At 69.4% G+C, this 16,513-nt stretch carries 13 protein-coding genes; 9 read left to right on the forward strand and 4 right to left on the reverse strand.

The genetic code is table 11. The features are described from left to right. Positions 1 to 80 precede the first annotated feature (80 nt). Entirely contained in the window at positions 81 to 725 is a 645-nt protein-coding gene (locus ACWDUA_RS05305) for a CGNR zinc finger domain-containing protein (protein WP_449749953.1), read from the reverse strand. Positions 726 to 859: 134 nt separating this feature from the next. On the opposite strand from ACWDUA_RS05305, the gene ACWDUA_RS05310 reads away from it, so the two are divergent. From ACWDUA_RS05310 to ACWDUA_RS05335, 6 genes are all read left to right on the forward strand, one after another. Then, positions 860 to 1,732 carry an ABC transporter permease gene (locus ACWDUA_RS05310; RefSeq protein WP_449749954.1) on the forward strand — a complete coding sequence of 291 codons (873 nt, stop codon included), beginning with the start codon at positions 860 to 862 and terminating at the stop codon, positions 1,730 to 1,732. An 8-nt stretch (positions 1,733 to 1,740) separates the two neighbouring features. Further along, positions 1,741 to 2,484 (forward strand): ABC transporter ATP-binding protein, encoded by a 744-nt coding sequence (locus ACWDUA_RS05315; protein ID WP_449749955.1) that lies wholly within the window; start codon positions 1,741 to 1,743, stop codon positions 2,482 to 2,484. A gap of 25 nt (positions 2,485 to 2,509) precedes the next feature. Beyond that, positions 2,510 to 3,595: an ABC transporter substrate-binding protein gene (locus ACWDUA_RS05320; protein ID WP_449749956.1), complete on the forward strand. Its 1,086-nt coding sequence runs from the start codon at positions 2,510 to 2,512 to the stop codon at positions 3,593 to 3,595. Next, positions 3,592 to 4,641, forward strand: coding sequence for a ketopantoate reductase family protein (locus ACWDUA_RS05325; RefSeq protein ID WP_449749957.1), 1,050 nt, complete (start codon positions 3,592 to 3,594; stop codon positions 4,639 to 4,641). The genes ACWDUA_RS05320 and ACWDUA_RS05325 overlap by 4 nt, the downstream gene beginning before the upstream one ends. Positions 4,642 to 4,712: 71 nt before the next feature. After that, positions 4,713 to 5,570: a sulfurtransferase gene (locus tag ACWDUA_RS05330; protein ID WP_449749958.1), complete on the forward strand. Its 858-nt coding sequence runs from the start codon at positions 4,713 to 4,715 to the stop codon at positions 5,568 to 5,570. Between the two features lie 30 nt (positions 5,571 to 5,600). Continuing rightward, a complete protein-coding gene (locus ACWDUA_RS05335; RefSeq protein ID WP_449749959.1) occupies positions 5,601 to 6,968 on the forward strand; it encodes an FAD-binding oxidoreductase in 1,368 nt (455 codons plus the stop codon). 25 nt (positions 6,969 to 6,993) lie between these two features. Here ACWDUA_RS05335 and ACWDUA_RS05340 read toward each other — a convergent pair whose 3' ends face one another. The 3 genes from ACWDUA_RS05340 to glnA all read right to left on the reverse strand — a co-directional run bounded on the left by ACWDUA_RS05340 (position 6,994) and on the right by glnA (position 12,419). Further along, positions 6,994 to 7,935, reverse strand: coding sequence for an endonuclease/exonuclease/phosphatase family protein (locus ACWDUA_RS05340; protein ID WP_449749960.1), 942 nt, complete (start codon positions 7,933 to 7,935; stop codon positions 6,994 to 6,996). 1 nt (position 7,936) lies between these two features. Further along, the gene (locus ACWDUA_RS05345; protein WP_449749961.1) at positions 7,937 to 10,945 is read right to left on the reverse strand and encodes a bifunctional [glutamine synthetase] adenylyltransferase/[glutamine synthetase]-adenylyl-L-tyrosine phosphorylase; all 3,009 of its coding nucleotides are present in this window, start codon (positions 10,943 to 10,945) and stop codon (positions 7,937 to 7,939) included. A 133-nt stretch (positions 10,946 to 11,078) separates the two neighbouring features. Then, entirely contained in the window at positions 11,079 to 12,419 is a 1,341-nt protein-coding gene (gene glnA, locus ACWDUA_RS05350; protein WP_449749962.1) for a type I glutamate--ammonia ligase, read from the reverse strand. Between the two features lie 334 nt (positions 12,420 to 12,753). On the opposite strand from glnA, the gene panB reads away from it, so the two are divergent. The 3 genes from panB to ACWDUA_RS05365 all read left to right on the forward strand — a co-directional run bounded on the left by panB (position 12,754) and on the right by ACWDUA_RS05365 (position 16,233). Then, positions 12,754 to 13,614 (forward strand): 3-methyl-2-oxobutanoate hydroxymethyltransferase, encoded by an 861-nt coding sequence (gene panB, locus ACWDUA_RS05355; protein ID WP_449749963.1) that lies wholly within the window; start codon positions 12,754 to 12,756, stop codon positions 13,612 to 13,614. A gap of 68 nt (positions 13,615 to 13,682) precedes the next feature. Then, a complete protein-coding gene (pip, locus tag ACWDUA_RS05360; protein WP_449749964.1) occupies positions 13,683 to 14,651 on the forward strand; it encodes a prolyl aminopeptidase in 969 nt (322 codons plus the stop codon). 85 nt (positions 14,652 to 14,736) lie between these two features. Then, positions 14,737 to 16,233 (forward strand): CYTH and CHAD domain-containing protein, encoded by a 1,497-nt coding sequence (locus ACWDUA_RS05365; RefSeq protein WP_449749965.1) that lies wholly within the window; start codon positions 14,737 to 14,739, stop codon positions 16,231 to 16,233. Positions 16,234 to 16,513 lie beyond the last annotated feature (280 nt).

Genomic DNA, 16,513 nt, shown 5'->3' on the forward strand with positions numbered 1-16,513 from the left:
CGGGGTGATCGACGGTGCGGACGACTGTGTCCGATGGTGGTGATGTCCTGGTGTGGCCGTGGGATGGACGTCCGACCACCTCAGGCGGTGACGGAGTCACCCGAGGTGCCCGGACGGGTGTCGTGCGGGTCACGGCGGGCCCGGTAGCGGGCGGAACTGTTCTTCATGCCGCACACCGACATCGAGCACCAGGCCCGGTTCCCGAGCCGTGATCGGTCCACGAAGTACAGCGAACAGTCATGCCCGCGACACAGCCGGATGCGGTCGGCGTGATCGCCGGTGAACAGGTCGATCGCCTCCCGCGCCACCAGCGACAGCAGCGCCTGCGCCCCGACGTCGGCGGGTGGGATACTGCCGAAGGCATCGGGCGCCAGGGTGAACAGCGGCGGGCCGGGTTTGGCGGCGGCGTTGATGATGTCGACGGCGTCGGGCTCGGGGTCCCGCCCCGCCACCCGCGCCCGGACCACCTCGTTGAGCGCCTCGCGCAGACGCCGCGCCGCGCCGACGTGCCGCGCGGTGACCGGTCGGGAAAGGTGCGGGAGTCCGGCCACGTGGAACCACGTCGACAACGCGTCGGGACCGGTGAGCAGTTCACGGTCGGCCAGGTCGCGTTTGGCCACCGTGGCCACCAGATCGAGGACGACACTGCCGGACCGGAACGGGAATCCCTGACGCCGCTGATCGAGGGTCTCGATGACGTCATCTGGTGCAACCAAGGACAACATAGCGGCAGACGCTATCCCCAAAAGTATTGCAGCGGCGACTTTTGCTCACGCTGCGTCAGGGGTTTGACCACTGACGCAGATTGGACGACTCTTCACCGGAAACACCGCCATCCCACCCACGACAGGAGTAGACGATGACCGCAGCCGTCGATGCGCGCGGCGTTTCGTCCGCCACCCCCACCCCCTCCCCCACAGGCTCACCCGAACTCGTCTCGATCGTGCCGACCACCGCCCGACGCGGACTCCGCATACCGCGGGCGATCCGACGGGCCATCGGACCGCTCCTGGTGCTCGCCCTCTGGCAGATCGGCTCGTCCACGGGCGTCCTGCATCCCGACGTCCTCGCCTCCCCGGCGGCGGTCTGGGACCGCGCGGCCACGCTCTGGTCGTCCGGGGATCTGCCGTCCGCGATCGTCACCTCGTCGATCCGTGCCGGCCTCGGGTTCGTCATCGGTGCCGCTGTGGCCGTGGTCCTGGCGCTCGCCGCCGGGCTGTTCCGTCTGGGCGAAGACCTGCTCGACTCCACCGTCGGCATGCTCCGGATGGTCCCCTGGGTGGGCCTGATCCCGCTGTTCATCATCTGGTTCGGCATCGACGAGGCCCCCAAGATCGCGCTCGTCGCACTCGGCGTGTGCTTCCCGCTCTACTTCAACATCTACGGCGGCATCCGGTCGGCGGACAAGGGACTCATCGAGGCCGGCGAGACACTCGGACTGTCCCGGGTCGGGCTGGTCCGGCACGTGATCCTGCCGTCGGCGCTGCCCAGTTCACTGATCGGGCTCCGCTACGCCATCGGAACCGCCTGGCTGGCACTGGTTTTCGCCGAACAGATCAACGCGACCAGCGGCATCGGCTACCTGATGGACACCGGCCGCCAGTTCTTCCAGACCGACGTCATCGTCGTGTGCCTGGTCGTCTACGCGATCCTCGGCCTGCTCTGCGATCAACTGGTGCGGCTGCTCTCCCGCGGGCTGCTCGGCTGGTCGTCGTCCTTCGACGGAAAGTAGGCCCACCCATGACCGAAGGAGGCCTCGCCGTGACCACCACTGCCGGCACCGCAACCGATTCCGCCGTGCACGTGGCCGGACTCACCAAGTCATTCGACGGCAACACCGTCCTGGCCGATCTCGACATCGACATCGCCGCAGGCGAATTCGTGGTCCTGCTCGGGGCCAGCGGCTGCGGCAAGAGCACCCTGCTGCGTATCCTCGCCGGTCTCGACACCGAGATCACCGGGGAGGTGACCGTGCCCCGACGCCGTGCCGTCGGCTTCCAGTCGCCTCGTCTGATGCCGTGGAAACGAGTGTGGCGCAACGTCGTCCTGGGGCTGCCCGGCACACCGGACCGGACCCTCGCGCAACGGTACCTCGCCGAGGTCGGCCTCACCGACCACGCCGACGTATGGCCCAAGACCCTGTCGGGCGGTCAGGCACAGCGCGTGTCGCTGGCCCGTGCCCTCGTCCGCGAACCCGATCTGCTGCTCCTCGACGAACCGTTCGGCGCGCTCGACGCCCTGACCCGATCACAGGCACAACGCCTCGTCGTCGACCTCTGGGAACGGCACGGCTGTGCCGCCCTCCTGGTCACCCACGACGTGGAGGAGGCCCTCCTGCTGGCCGACCGAATCCTGGTCATGGACGGCGGCGTCATCGCCCACGAGGTCCGACTCGATCTTCCCCGCCCCCGCGACATCGGCGCCCCCGACTTCGTCGCCACCCGCCGCCAGATCCTCACCTGGCTCGGCGCCCCCACCACCTGAAACACCCCTGAAACGGAGATTCGTGATGTTCACATCCCACCGGCGACGCGCCGGCCTGCTCGGCGTCCTCGCCCTGGCCACCGTGTCGCTCCTGGCCCTCGCCGGCTGCTCGTCGGATTCCGGATCGGCGGACTCCTCCGCCGGCAATCCCGCGCCGGCGAGCGGTGACGTCGACCTCGGCTCGGTCACCCTGCGAGTCGGCCAGACCGGCTGGGCCACAACCGAGAACGTGCTGAAGATCGCCGGTGAGAACAACACGCCGTATCACGTCGAGTACTCCGTGTTCTCCGGTGGCGACCAGCAACTGCAGGCCCTGCAGTCCGGCGCCATCGACGTCGCACAGTCCAGCGAGATCCCGCCGGTCTTCGCCGCCGCCGGCGGCACCGTCAAGTTCAAGCAGGTCGCCGTCCAGACCGGCACCACCCTGCTGCAGGAGGTGATCGTCCCCGCGGACTCGTCGATCACCTCGATCAAGGAGCTCAAGGGCAAGGAGGTCGGCTACGTCAAGAACACCACCGCCGCCTACTTCCTCAACGAGCTGCTCAAGCAGAACGGCCTGACCTGGAACGACATCAAACCGCGCCCGCTGCTGCCCAATGACGGTCTCGCAGCGCTCAACGGCGGATCGATCGACGCATTCGCCAGCTACGGCAACACCATCATCAACGCCCACCAGCACGGCGCGAAGACCATCGGATCGGGCCGCGACATCCTGTCCGGGAACTTCCCGTGGAGTGTGAGCACCGATGTGCTCACCGACGCGAAGCAGCAGGCCGCGGTGGTCGACCTCCTCACCCGCATCAACCGCGCCTACGCCTACCTCCGCGACGGACACCAGCAGCAGTACGCCGAGGCGTTCGCCGCCGCCACCAAGCAGCCGGTGTCCTCTGCCCTGCAGCAGTTCACCGACGGCGAGGCACAGCGACCCACCAAGATCGGCCCGCCGACGCAGACCGTGATCGACAGCCAGCAGCAGGTCGCCGACTCGCTCACCGAGATCAAGGCGTTGCCGAAGAAGATCGACGTCACCGACCTGTGGTCGGATCAGCTGGCCGCAGCCCTGACGGCAGCATTGCAGTCCACGCCCGCGACCACTCCGGCCGGCTCATGAGCACCCCGGACGCGTTGCCGCGACCGTCGCGGTACGTCATCGTGGGCGCGGGCGCGGTCGGCGCCACCCTCGCCGCACGATTCCGGCGCACCGGCACCGACCACGTGCTGGTCGCCCGCGGTGACCAGCACGTGGCACTGACCTCGGCACCGCTCACCTTCACCACCCCCGACGGGGTGGATCGCATCCCGGTGACCCCGGCGGCCGGACCGGAGGACGTCGATCTGCGTATCGGTGATGTGTTGATCCTCGCGGTCAAGGCCCAGCAGGTCGACGCAGCCGTGGCCCAGTGGGCGTCGCGGCCGGTGGGAGACGCGGGGGACATCGGCCGGCCGGCCGGAGCGGTCATCCCGATCGTCACCCTGCAGAACGGGATCGCCGCCGAACGGGCCGCCCTGCGGTACTTCGCCACGGTCATCGGCGCATCGATCTGGATTCCGGCGACCTACGTCCGACCGGGCGCGGTGACCGTCTATGCCGCCGACCCGATCGGCCTGCTGTGGCTGGGCCGCTACCCGCATCCGACCGCTGCCGATGCCCTCGACGCGGCGATCGCCCACGATCTCGACGCCGCCGGCATCCGGACCCAGCTCGTCGACGACATCACCCGGTGGAAGACCGCCAAACTGCTCGGCAACCTCGGGAACGCGGTGGACGTGTTCGACGCGACCGACGACGAGCGCGCCGCGCTCACCCGTGCGATCGACGCGGAGGCCCGCCAGGTCCTGGCGGTGGCCGGCCTCGACCCCGCCGACTACGGGACCGAATCCACTCTCGACATCGTGGGTTTCGGGCATCGCCCCATCCCCGGCGAACAACCGAGCCGGCGATCCACCTGGCAGAGCCTGCAACGCGGCGCAGGCAGCGTCGAGACCGACTACCTCAACGGCGAGATCGTGCTCCTCGGTCGGCTGCACGGAATCGGCACCCCGATCAACGAGGCGGTCACCACGGCACTGGCCCGTGCGGCGACCGACGGCGCCGCACCGGGCACGATACCGCTGCACGAGATCGTCGACGTCGGCGCACTGCGGGCACCGGCCTGACGGTCACGCCACCGACCCTTCGTGAAAGACACACTGCGAGAAAGACTCTCCATGACACAGATCCTCGACTCATGACCCGGACACTGATCGACGCGCGCGCGTTGTCCGCCGCCCTCGCCACGGACCGTCCACCGACGGTGCTCGATGTCCGGTGGAAGCTCGGCGAGGACGACGGGCGCGAGCAGTACCGCGCCGGGCACATCCCGGGCGCACACTACGTGGACCTGTCCGGCGAACTGGCCGCACCGGCCACCACCACGGACGGGCGTCACCCGCTGCCCGACATCGACGAACTCCAGAACACGGTGCGCGCCTGGGGGATCGACGACGACACCGCCGTGGTGATCTACGACGACAACGGCAATCAGTCGGCGGCACGGGCCTGGTGGCTGCTGCGCTGGGCCGGCCTCGACGACGTCCGCCTCCTCGACGGCGGACTGGCCGCCTGGCGAGACCTCGGCGCCGGGCAGGCGATCGGCGACGAGCCGGCCCCAGCACCCGGGCACGCCGTCCTCACCGCGGACTCGCTCCCGACCGTCACCGCCGACGACGTCATCCGCATCGCATCCGGTGACGACACCGCAACGGTGCTCCTCGACGCCCGCGCCGGCGAACGCTATCGCGGGGAGGTCGAACCCGTCGATCCCCGCGCCGGCCACATCCCCGGCGCGATCAGCGCCCCGACCGCCGACAACCTGGCACCCGACGGGCGGTTCCTCGATGAGCGGTCGCTCCGCGAGCGTTTCAGTACACATGGCGCCGACGACACCTCGACGATCGTGGTCTATTGCGGTTCCGGGGTGACCGCCGCACACCAGGTGGCGGCGCTGCACATCGCCGGCCGGACCGCGGCCCTCTACCCCGGTTCGTGGTCACAGTGGTCGGCCGATCCCGCGCGACCGGCCGCGACCGGTGCGGCACCGCGGTGAGAGGAGTTCTGCGGTGAAAGGGCTTCTGCGATGAGCAGTGTCGACACCGACGCGGCCGCCGATCTGGCCGGCGCCGGGCTGACCGCGGTCACCTCGACCGATCCGGCGACCCGCGCGGAACATGCCCATGACCGCTCCGGCGCACCCACCACGGGCATCCCGGACGCGGTGGTGTTCGCCGAGTCGACCGCCCACGTCGTGGCGCTGCTCCGCGTCGCCGCCGAGCGCGGCCTCCGCGTGGTGCCGCGCGGCGCGGGGACCGGGCTGGCCGGTGGCGCCACGGCACACCGCGGCGAGGTGGTGCTGAGCACCGAACGGATGAACCGCATCGTCGAGGTGTCGGCCACCGACCGCCTCGCGCGTGTCCAGGCCGGGGTCCTCACCGCCGAGGTGGATGCGGCCGCGGCCGCGGTGGGGCTGTCCTACGCCCCGGATCCCGGCAGCGTGACGATCTCCACCATCGGCGGGAACATCGCCACCAACGCCGGCGGTCTGCGCTGCGTCAAATACGGCGTCACCGGCGACTCGGTCCTCGGCCTGCAGGCGGTGCTGGCCGGCGGGGAGGTCATCGAGACCGGGTCCCGAACCGTCAAGAGCGTGACCGGGCTGGATCTCACCTCGCTCCTGGTCGGTTCGGAGGGGACGCTGGCGGTGATCACCGAGGCCACCGTGCGGCTGCGCCCGATCCCACCGGAAACCGTCACCGTGGTGGCCACCTACGCCTCCGCCCACGCCGCAGCGCGCGCGGCCCAGCGCGTGCAGACCCGCGGTGTCACCCCGGCTGCACTCGAATTGCTCGATGCCACTTGCCTTTCGGCGCTCGATGCGATGCTGGGCACCGACCTGCGGGACCGGGGTGCCGCACTCCTGATGGTCCGGACGGACGGGTGGGCAGCGGCCGCGGAGGCCCGGGTCTGTGCGGCCGCGCTGACCGACGACGCCACCTCGGTGACCGTCGTCGACGATCCCGCGGCCGGCGGTGCACTCGTGGATGCCCGCCGGAACGCGCTTCCGGCACTCGAACGCCTCGGTCGTGTCCTGATCGAGGACGTCGCGGTGCCCGTCTCCGCGTTGGGCACGATGGTCGAGCGGATCGGGGAGATCGCCGGACGCCACGGCGTCACCATCGCGACCATGGCGCACGCCGGCGACGGCAACCTCCACCCGATCATCGTCTGCGAGTCGGACACCGTCGGACCGGCGGCATGGGATGCGGCCGACGAGATCTTCTCCACGGCACTGCATCTCGGTGGCACGCTGACCGGCGAACACGGGGTGGGCACGTTGAAGCGACAATGGCTCGACCGTGAACTCGGCGCGGGCCAACGACGCCTCATGACCGACATCAAGCGGGCGTTCGACCCGGCCGGCATCCTCAATCCCGGCCGGGCGATCTGACCGTCCGGCCTGCGGGCGCCGACCGTCAGCCGGCCACCAGGTCCACCAGCACACCACGGTGGTCGGACCCCGGAATCGCGAAGGTCGTCACCCGGGTCGCGACGAAGCCCCGCACCACCACATGGTCGATGGCGACGAGCGGACGGCCGCCCCAGCGGTCGGTCGGATAGGTGGGCACCCACGCCGACCCGGACTGGAGTCCCGCGTCGGCGAATCCGTCGGTCAGCATCGCCCGGAACTGGGCGTGGTCCCAGGTGGCGTTGAAGTCGCCCGCGACGATCACCGGTCCGTCGGGCAGTGCGCCCAGATACCCGGCCAGGATCTGCATGTCGGTGGTCCACACGCCGGCAGAGCCCTGCAGCGGCGCACCCGGATGCACGGCGAGCACCCGCGTGTCCGCCGCCCCGGGCAGCGCGGTGGTCGCCGACAGATTCGCCAGTGCCATGTTCGGTATCCGGGAGGTGTCGGTGAATGGCTGCCGACTGCGCAACATGGTGCCGGTGGCCGCGTTCCCGGCGATCAGGTACTCGTGCGGGAGCCGCGTCGCGAGGGCACTGGACCGGATCCGTTCGGCCGCCGCGGGCGTGACCTCCTGCAACGACACCAGATCGGCCCCGGCGACGGCGTCGGCGATCTCGTCGACGTCCCCACCGCCGACCATCAGGTTGGCCGTGGCGACGGTGAAGCGCTCCCCCGCCGGTGCGCCCTGCGCCACCCACGTCGGGCCCTGCGTGAAGCAGAGCGCCGCCGCGGCGACGACGGTCAGTGACAGTGCGACCCAGCGTCGGGTGGCGGCGAACACGATCAGCGCCACCCCGGCCGCGATCAGGGCATACGGCACCGCGGCGGTCGCATACAGCGCGACGGTCCCGCGGGACGAGTGGTAATGCAACCACACCGCCACCACCGACACCGCAAGCAGCACCCACCCCAGCGCGAGCACCACGAAGGTGAGGAATCCGCGCACGTCAGGCTCCGAAGACCTTCAGCACCACGTTCTTCGCCCGGCGCGTCACCCGCAGGTAGTGCTCCAGGAACTCCGCCGCCTGATCCTCCGGCCAGCCGGCGGCAAAGGCGATCTGCCGCAGCTGCTTTCCGGGTCCGGGCAGCTGATCGACCGGCTTGCCCCGCACCAGTACCAACGCGTTGCGCGCCTTGGTCGCGGTGAGCCACGCCTCCTTGAGGGTGGCCACGTCGTTCTCGCCGAGCAACTCCGCCGCACCGATCGCGTCGAGCGTCTCGACCGTCGAGGTGTTGTGCAGCGAGCGGAACCTGTGTGCATTGCGCAGCTGGATCAGCTGGACGGTCCACTCGACGTCGGCGAGACCACCACGGCCGAGTTTGGTGTGCGTGGCCGGATCGGCACCGCGCGGCAGGCGCTCGGCGTCGACGCGGGCCTTGATCCGGCGGATCTCGCGGACCGCCGCCGACGACACCCCGCCCGCCGGGTAGCGGATCGAATCGATCATGTGCAGGAAGTCGATCCCCAGGTCGTCGTCGCCGGCCACCTGATGTGCCCGCAGCAACGCCTGCACCTCCCATGGCTGCGCCCACTGCTGGTAGTACGACGCGTAGGCGGCCAGCGTCCGCACCACCGGGCCGTTGCGTCCCTCCGGACGCAGGCCGGTGTCGACCACCAGGGGCGGGTCCTCGCTGGGCGATCCGAGCATCGAGCGCACCGACTCGGCGATGGTCTGCGACCACTTCACCGCCACGGTCTCGTCCATCCCGGGGTTGGGCTGGCAGACGAACAGCACGTCGGCATCGGACCCGTAACCGAGTTCCAGACCGCCCAGACGCCCCATGCCGATCACCGCGATCCGGGCCGGCGCGGCACTCCCACGTTCGGTCTCGGAGACCTTGATCGCCACCGTCAGCGCGGCGTTCAGCACCGACGCCCACACATTCGACAGCGCCCGGCACACCGTGGCGACATCCATCATGCCGAGCACGTCCGCCGAGGCGATCCGGGCCAGCTCGGCCCGCCGGTGCGACCGCGCCGCGGTGACCGCACGACGCAGGTCGGTCTGACGCACGGTGGACGCGATCAGGCCCTTCGCGACGTCGTCGGGGTCCACCTCGCACAGCTTGGGGCCGTTGGCGCCGTCGGAGTAGAGGTGGATCACCTCCGGCGAGCGCATCAACAGGTTGGCGATGAACTCGGAGGTGCCCAGGACCTTCATCAGGCGCTCGGCCACCACGCCGTCGTCCCGCAGCAGACGCAGGAACCAGTCCACGTCGAGGCTCTCGCACAGGCGGCGGTAGTTGAGCAGGCCGGCGTCGGGGTCGGGGGTGTCACCGATGTGCTCGAGCAGCTGCGGCAGGATCAGCAGCTGGACCTGGCCGCGCCGTCCCGGTGCCGACGCCAGAGCCCGGATGTGGCTGAGTGCGCGGTCGGGCATGGCGTAGCCCAACGCCGACAACCGCCGCTCTGCGGACTTGTCGGTGAGGGTGAGCTCCTCGGTGTTGAAACGGGTCGCGGCCTCCAGCAGTGGCCGATAGAACAGCTTCTGGTGCAACTTGCGCACCCGCAGCGACTGGGCCCGGATCTGGCGGCGCAGCACCGCGGTGGCATCGAGGTCGCCCTCACGCCGGATGTGCGCGGCACGCGCCAGCCACCGCATACCCTCGTCGTCGTCGAACTTGGGCAGCAGGTGTGTGCGCGACAGCCGTTGCAGCTGCAGCCGGTGCTCGAGCAGCCGCAGGAACTGGTACGACGCGCTCAGGTTGGCGCCGTCGTCGCGGCCGACGTATCCGCCGGCGGTGAGCGCGGCCAGCGCGTCGACGGTGGCCCGCACGCGCAGCGACTCGTCGACGCGGCCGTGCACCATCTGCAGCAGCTGGACGGCGAACTCGACGTCGCGGAGGCTGCCGGAACCGAGTTTGAGGTTGCGCTCCCGCTCGGTGTCGGGCAGGAGCTCCTCGACGCGGCGCCGCATCGCCTGCACCTCGTGGACGAAGTCCTCACGCTCCGCGGCCCGCCACACCATCGGGTTGATCGCCTCGTAGTAGGCGTCGGCCAGGGCCATGTCGCCGGTCATCGGGCGGGCCTTCAGCTGTGCCTGGAACTCCCAGGTCTTGGCCCAGCGGTTGTAGTAGGCCAGATGTGAGTCGAGCGTGCGGGTCAACGCGCCGGCCTTGCCCTCGGGGCGCAGCGCGGCGTCGACCTCGAAGAATGCCAGGGTGCCCACCCGCATCATCTCGCCGGCGATCCGTGCGGATGTGCCGTCGGCGGGTTCGGCGACGAACACCACGTCGACGTCGGAGACGTAGTTGAGTTCGCGGGCGCCGCATTTGCCCATCGCGATCACGGCCAGCCGCCCCGGGATCGGTTTGTCGCCGCACACCTCGCGGAACGCCACCGCGAGCGCGGTGGTCAGGGCGGCGTCGGCCAGATCGGCGAGATACGCACCGACCTCGGGGAACCACATCACCCGCTCGTCCTCGACGGTCGAGGCGACGTCGTGGGCGGCCAGTTGCAGGACCAGATTGCGGTAGGCGTCGCGCATCGCGACGACGGCCTTGGGGCCGCTGAACGCGGCACGGTAGATCTTGTTGCCCAGCTCCACCTCGCCGGGCTCGGCAACGGCACCGACCGACGCGAGCATGTGCTCGTTGATCTCGACGACGTCGGGCAGGGTGTCGCGGGTCAGCAGCCGCCAGCAGCCGGGACCGGCGGTGAGGTGGTCACCGAGGGTGTCCGACGACCCGATCACGCCGAACAGCCGGCCACGGAAGCCGGTGTCGGTGCGCAGCAGGGCGTCGATCTCCGACCACTCGTCGTCGACGGCCGCACGCAGCCGCATGAGGGTACGCAGGGCCAGGTCGGCGTCGGGGGCACGCGAGAGCGCCCAGAGCAGTCCGACCGACCCCTCGTCGTCCCAGCCGAGCTCTGCGAGGTTCTCCGGCGCCGACGAGTCGAGAAACCCGAGTCGTCCTGCACTGGGCACGCCACCGCGGCCATAGAGCGAAGTCACGTAACGAAAATAGCGACTCGCCCGGACATGCCGGTGGGCGGTCCGAGTTTTGGGTCACAGAACCCGCCGCCGGGAGCCCCCGGGCGACCTCGACGGGTCCCCCGCGCGCGATCACGACGGGGTCGGCCGGCGACTACAGCGGCAGGTAGTTCTGCAGCTCGAACGGTGTGACCAGACTGCGGTAGTTGGTCCACTCCGCCCATTTGTTGCGCAGGAAGTAGTCGAAGACGTGCTCGCCGAGCGCCTCGGCCACCAGCTCCGAGTTCTCCATCGCGTGCAGGGCCTCGGCCAGGCTGCCGGGCAGTTCCTGGTAGCCCATCGCGCGACGCTCGGCCGGCGTGAGGGCCCAGACGTCGTCCTCGGCCTCGTCGGGCAGCTCGTAGTCCTCGGTGATGCCCTTGAGCCCGGCCGCCAGCAGCACCGCGAAGGTCAGGTACGGGTTGCAGGCCGAGTCCGGGCTGCGCACCTCGATCCGCCGCGACGACGCCTTGTTCGGGGTGTAGAGCGGCAGGCGGATGAGCGCCGAACGGTTCGCGCCACCCCAGGTGGCCGCGGTCGGTGCCTCTCCGCCGTGGATCAGCCGCTTGTAGCTGTTGACCCACTGGTTGGTCACGGCGCTGATCTCGGAGGCGTGGTGCAGGATGCCGGCGATGAACTTCTTGCCGGTCTCCGACAGCTGCATCGGGTCGTCGGGGTTGTGGAAGGCGTTGGTCTCGCCCTCGAACAGGCTCATGTGGGTGTGCATGGCCGAGCCCGGGTGATCGCTGAACGGCTTGGGCATGAAGGTGGCCCACACACCCTCGTTGATCGCCACCTCCTTGATCAGGTAGCGGAAGGTCATCACGTTGTCGGCCATCGACAGCGCGTCGGCATACCGTAGGTCGATCTCCTGCTGACCGGGTGCACCCTCGTGATGGGAGAACTCCACCGAGATGCCCATCGACTCGAGGGCGTCGATGGCGTGACGACGGAAGTTGGGGGCCGAGTCGTGGACGGCCTGGTCGAAGTAGCCGCCGGAGTCGGCAGGCACCGGGACGCTGCCGTCCAGCGGCGCCTCACGCAGCAGGAAGAACTCGACCTCGGGATGCACGTAGCAGCTGAAGCCCATCTCGGCGGCCTTGTTGAGCTGTCGACGCAGCACGTGCCGCGAGTCGGCCCAGCTGGGGGTGCCGTCGGGCATCGCGATGTCGCAGAACATGCGGGCCGAGTGGTGTCGGCCGGCCGAGGTGGTCCACGGCAGCACCTGGAAGGACGACGGGTCGGGTTTGGCGACGGTGTCGGCCTCCGAGACCCGGGAGAAGCCCTCGATGGCCGAGCCGTCGAAGCCGATACCCTCCGAGAACGCACCCTCCAGTTCGGCCGGAGCGATCGCCACCGACTTCAGATAACCCAGGACGTCGGTGAACCACAGGCGTACGAATCGGATGTCGCGCTCCTCGAGAGTCCGCAGCACGAATTCCTTTTGGCGATCCATGGTCGCCGACATTAGGGATCGCCTGTTAAATCCGTGTTACAGACACAATTCAAACTCGACACCCTGCGGTTTTTCTGCAGTGATCTCACCATCTGGATTGCGAATATCGGGTGATGAGACTCCGGTCACCGTGTGGCGCTCGCTGATCCTAGCCACTACCCGCACGCCCGATGTCCGGGCCCCGACGTTTCGCGACACTCCCCGACGAGCCGCCCGATGTGACCAAATGCACAGCTCATGGCGCAGATCACGCCTGCGCCCGGTGCCACAATGGGGAACGTCCCACCCGCCCGGGTACCTGCGCCGCAGGACTCGAGGAAGAAAAGAGACAACGATGTCCGACGTTTCGATCTACGGCGCCTCGAACCCCGCCCCGGCCGGCGACTCCGCCGCCCCGCGCCGCCGCATCACCCGCGTCCACCATCTGGCCCAGATGAAGACCGAGGGCGAGAAGTGGTCGATGCTCACCGCCTACGACTACTCCACCGCCCGCATCTTCGACGAGGCCGGTATCCCCGTCCTGCTGGTCGGCGACTCCGCCGCCAACGTCGTCCTCGGGTACGACACCACCATCCCGGTCTCCATCGACGAGCTGATCCCGCTCGCCCGCGCCGTCGTCCGCGGCGCCCCCCACGCCCTCGTCGTCGCCGATCTGCCGTTCGGCAGCTACGAGGCGAGCCCACAGCAGGCACTCGAGACCGCCGTGCGGTTCTTCAAGGAGACCGGCGCGCACGCGGTCAAGCTCGAGGGCGGAGAACGCGTGGCCGACCAGATCGCGACCCTGACCGCCGCAGGTATCCCCGTGATGGCCCACATCGGCTTCACCCCACAGAGCGTCAACGGCCTCGGCGGCTTCCGGGTTCAGGGTCGTGGCGACGGCGCCGACCAGCTGATCGCCGACGCCATCGCCGTCCAAGAGGCCGGTGCGTTCGCGGTCGTCATGGAGATGGTCCCGGCCGACATCGCCGGACAGGTCACCCGCAAGCTCACCATCCCGACCATCGGCATCGGCGCGGGAAACGAGACCGACGCTCAGGTGCTGGTCTGGCAGGACATGGCCGGGATGACCCACGGCAAGACGGCCCGCTTCGTCAAGCGATTCGCCGACGTGGGTGGCGAACTGCGCACCGCAGCAGCCCAATACGCCGACGAGGTACGCCGCGGCGTGTTCCCCGGCCCCGAGCACAGCTACTGAGCCGACACCGTCCGACGCCGCGCCGGCCTCCTCATGGAGCGGCGCGGCGTCGCCTATTGTCTGCAGGTATGCGCGAGTTCTATCCGGAGATCGAGCCGTACGCCGGCGGCCATCTGTCCACCACCGACGGACAAGAGATCTATTGGGAGACGTCGGGCAACCCCGAGGGCAAGCCGGTGGTCTTCGTGCATGGGGGTCCCGGCGGCGGCACCGCGGGCAACCAGCGCCGGTTCTTCGATCCCGCCCGCTATCGCATCGTGCTGTTCGACCAGCGCAACTGCGGTCGGTCTCGCCCCCATGTCGCCGACGGTGCGGACCTGTCGACCAACACCACGCCCCACCTCATCGACGACATGGAAGCGTTGCGCGAACACCTGGACATCGAGTCCTGGCAGGTGTTCGGCGGATCGTGGGGATCGACGCTGGGGCTGGCCTACGCCCAGGCACACCCCGACCGGGTCACCGAACTGGTGCTGCGCGGCATCTTCCTGCTGCGCCGCAGCGAGATCGACTGGTACTACAACGGCGGTGCGTCACACATCTACCCGGACGTGTGGGAGAACTACCTGGAACCGATCCCCGAGGCCGAGCGTAACGGCGACCTCGTCGCCGCCTATCACCGGCTGCTCACCTCCGACGACCCGGCGGTGGCGCAGGCCGCGGCCCGGGCCTGGACCGGATGGGAGCAGGCGACGAGCTACCTGCTTCCCAAGCCGGAGGAGGCCGCGGCGGCCAAGGAGGACGCCGGCCCTCGCTTCGACCTGGCGTTCGCGGCCATCGAGAACCACTACTTCGTCAACCACGGGTTCCTCGACGACGGTCAGCTGCTGCGCGACATCGATCGCATCGCACACATCCCGGCGGTCATCGTGCAGGGCCGCTACGACGTGGTCTGCCCGATGCGCAGCGCCTGGGACCTGCACCGGGCGTGGCCGTCGGCGACCCTGCACATCGTCGACGACGCCGGCCACGCGTCGTTCGAGCCCGGGATCGCCCATCACCTGATCGAGGCCACCGACGCGTTCGCCGACCGCTGACCGGCGATCCCGCCATCGCCGGCACCGGCGCTGGCGACAACCACATAGACTCGGACACGTACGACGTTCTTCGACAGGAGGATCAGTGGCCGCAGCCGAGCAGGTCGAGGTAGAGCTCAAGTTCGATGTCGAGGTAGGTGTCACCGCACCGGACCTCCGGGTCCTGCCCGGCGTCGTCGCACAGCGAGGACCGCAGACCTACGCCCTCGACGCCACCTATCTCGACACCGAGAGCCTGGACCTCGCGGGAAACAAGATCACCATGCGGCGCCGGACCGGCGGCACCGACAGCGGGTGGCATCTCAAGCGCCCCACCGGGATTCCCGGTGCGCGCAAGGAACTGCAGGTGACCTTCGACGAGGCACCCGCCGACGCCGACGTCCCGGATGCCCTGCTCACGCCGGTCCTCGCGATCATCCGGAACCGGTCGCTCATCCCGGTCGCGGTGATCTCCACCTCGCGCACGGTGACCACCCTGCTCGGCGTCGACGGCCTGCCGCTGGCCGAGTTCGCCGAGGACGCGGTGACCGCACAGTCACTGTTGCCCGACGGCGAGGCACAACAGTGGTCGGAGTGGGAGTTCGAACTGCTCGAAGGCGGCACCCCGCGCCTGCTGAAGGCGGCCGCGAAGCTTCTGCGGGCGTCCGGTGGCGACGAGCCGTCGAGTGCGTCGAAGCTCGCCCGCGCCATCGGCTCCACCCCCACCATCTCCGAACCACGTATCGGAAAGCGTCCCACCGCATTGGAATTGGTGGTCACCGACCTCGCGATCCACCGCAACTCCCTGCTCGCCTACGATCCGGAGGTCCGCGTCGACGCCTACGACGCGGTGCATCAGATGCGGGTCGCGACGCGTCGAATCCGTAGCATCCTGTCGGGGTTCCCGACCGTGCTCGATCGTGAGCGGAGCGCACACATCGACGACGAACTGCGCCTGCTGGCAAGGATTCTCGGCGACGCGCGCGACTCCGAGGTGCAGATCGCGATCGACTCCGGCCTGCTGCGCGGACAGTCCGCGTCACCGGCACTCATCGCCGCACTCACCGGGACCGAGACCGCGATCCACGACCGAGCGCTGCGCGCCGCACATGCCGCGATGGGCTCCGACCGATACTTCCGGCTGCTCGACGCGCTCGACGCGCTGATCGTCGAACCGCCCGTCGGACCCGACGCCGACATCCCTGCCGTAGCGGCGGTGGACAAGGCGATCGCCAAGTCCCGCAAACAGATCCGCAAGGCGCAGGCCGATCTCGCCACCCTCACCGAGGGGTCGGAGGCGTGGGAAGAGCAACTGCACAGCATTCGCAAGCGCGCGAAGAAGCTGCGGTACGCAACCGATGCGGGCGAGCCGCTGCAGGTCAAGAAGCATCGTCAGATCGCCGCGGTCGCCAAGCGAATCCAGAGTGCGCTCGGCGACTACAACGACACCCGGATCAATCGGGCACGGCTCACCGAACTCGCCGCCGGAGACAACGGGCTGAGCAACTCCGACCTGTTCCTACTCGGCCGGATCGACGCGCTGCAGGAGGCCGCAGGCGATCGTGCGATCGCCGCCTACCGACGCGCCGCCAAGGATCTGTGACGTCGGTTAGCCGCCCCCGGATGCCCGACGGAGTCGCTCTCGCGACAGCATCCTGCTCGATCACCGTGGAGCAGTGGATGGTTGAGCCGACGAAGAACGCAGTCACCACCCAGCCCACGCTGCGAAGATTTCGACACGGGTCCTCGCGATGCTCGGTCCCGGCTCAATCACCCTGCCACAGTCGATGGTTGAGCCGACGAGGAGCGCAGCGACAAGGCGTGTCGAAACCCCCGCCGGCCGACCTCGGCACGCGACCACCTCACCAATGGTCACCACCCAG

The organism is Gordonia sp. NPDC003376 (assembly GCF_053589235.1).

Bases quoted from the DNA above. Each gene is read 5' to 3' on its own strand.
- ACWDUA_RS05305 (WP_449749953.1), bottom strand. From the start codon at position 725: ATGTTGTCCTTGGTTGCACCAGATGACGTCATCGAGACCCTCGATCAG.
- ACWDUA_RS05310 (WP_449749954.1), top strand. From the start codon at position 860: ATGACCGCAGCCGTCGATGCGCGCGGCGTTTCGTCCGCCACCCCCACC.
- ACWDUA_RS05315 (WP_449749955.1), top strand. From the start codon at position 1,741: ATGACCGAAGGAGGCCTCGCCGTGACCACCACTGCCGGCACCGCAACC.
- ACWDUA_RS05320 (WP_449749956.1), top strand. From the start codon at position 2,510: ATGTTCACATCCCACCGGCGACGCGCCGGCCTGCTCGGCGTCCTCGCC.
- ACWDUA_RS05325 (WP_449749957.1), top strand. From the start codon at position 3,592: ATGAGCACCCCGGACGCGTTGCCGCGACCGTCGCGGTACGTCATCGTG.
- ACWDUA_RS05330 (WP_449749958.1), top strand. From the start codon at position 4,713: ATGACCCGGACACTGATCGACGCGCGCGCGTTGTCCGCCGCCCTCGCC.
- ACWDUA_RS05335 (WP_449749959.1), top strand. From the start codon at position 5,601: ATGAGCAGTGTCGACACCGACGCGGCCGCCGATCTGGCCGGCGCCGGG.
- glnA (WP_449749962.1), bottom strand. From the start codon at position 12,419: ATGGATCGCCAAAAGGAATTCGTGCTGCGGACTCTCGAGGAGCGCGAC.
- panB (WP_449749963.1), top strand. From the start codon at position 12,754: ATGTCCGACGTTTCGATCTACGGCGCCTCGAACCCCGCCCCGGCCGGC.
- pip (WP_449749964.1), top strand. From the start codon at position 13,683: ATGCGCGAGTTCTATCCGGAGATCGAGCCGTACGCCGGCGGCCATCTG.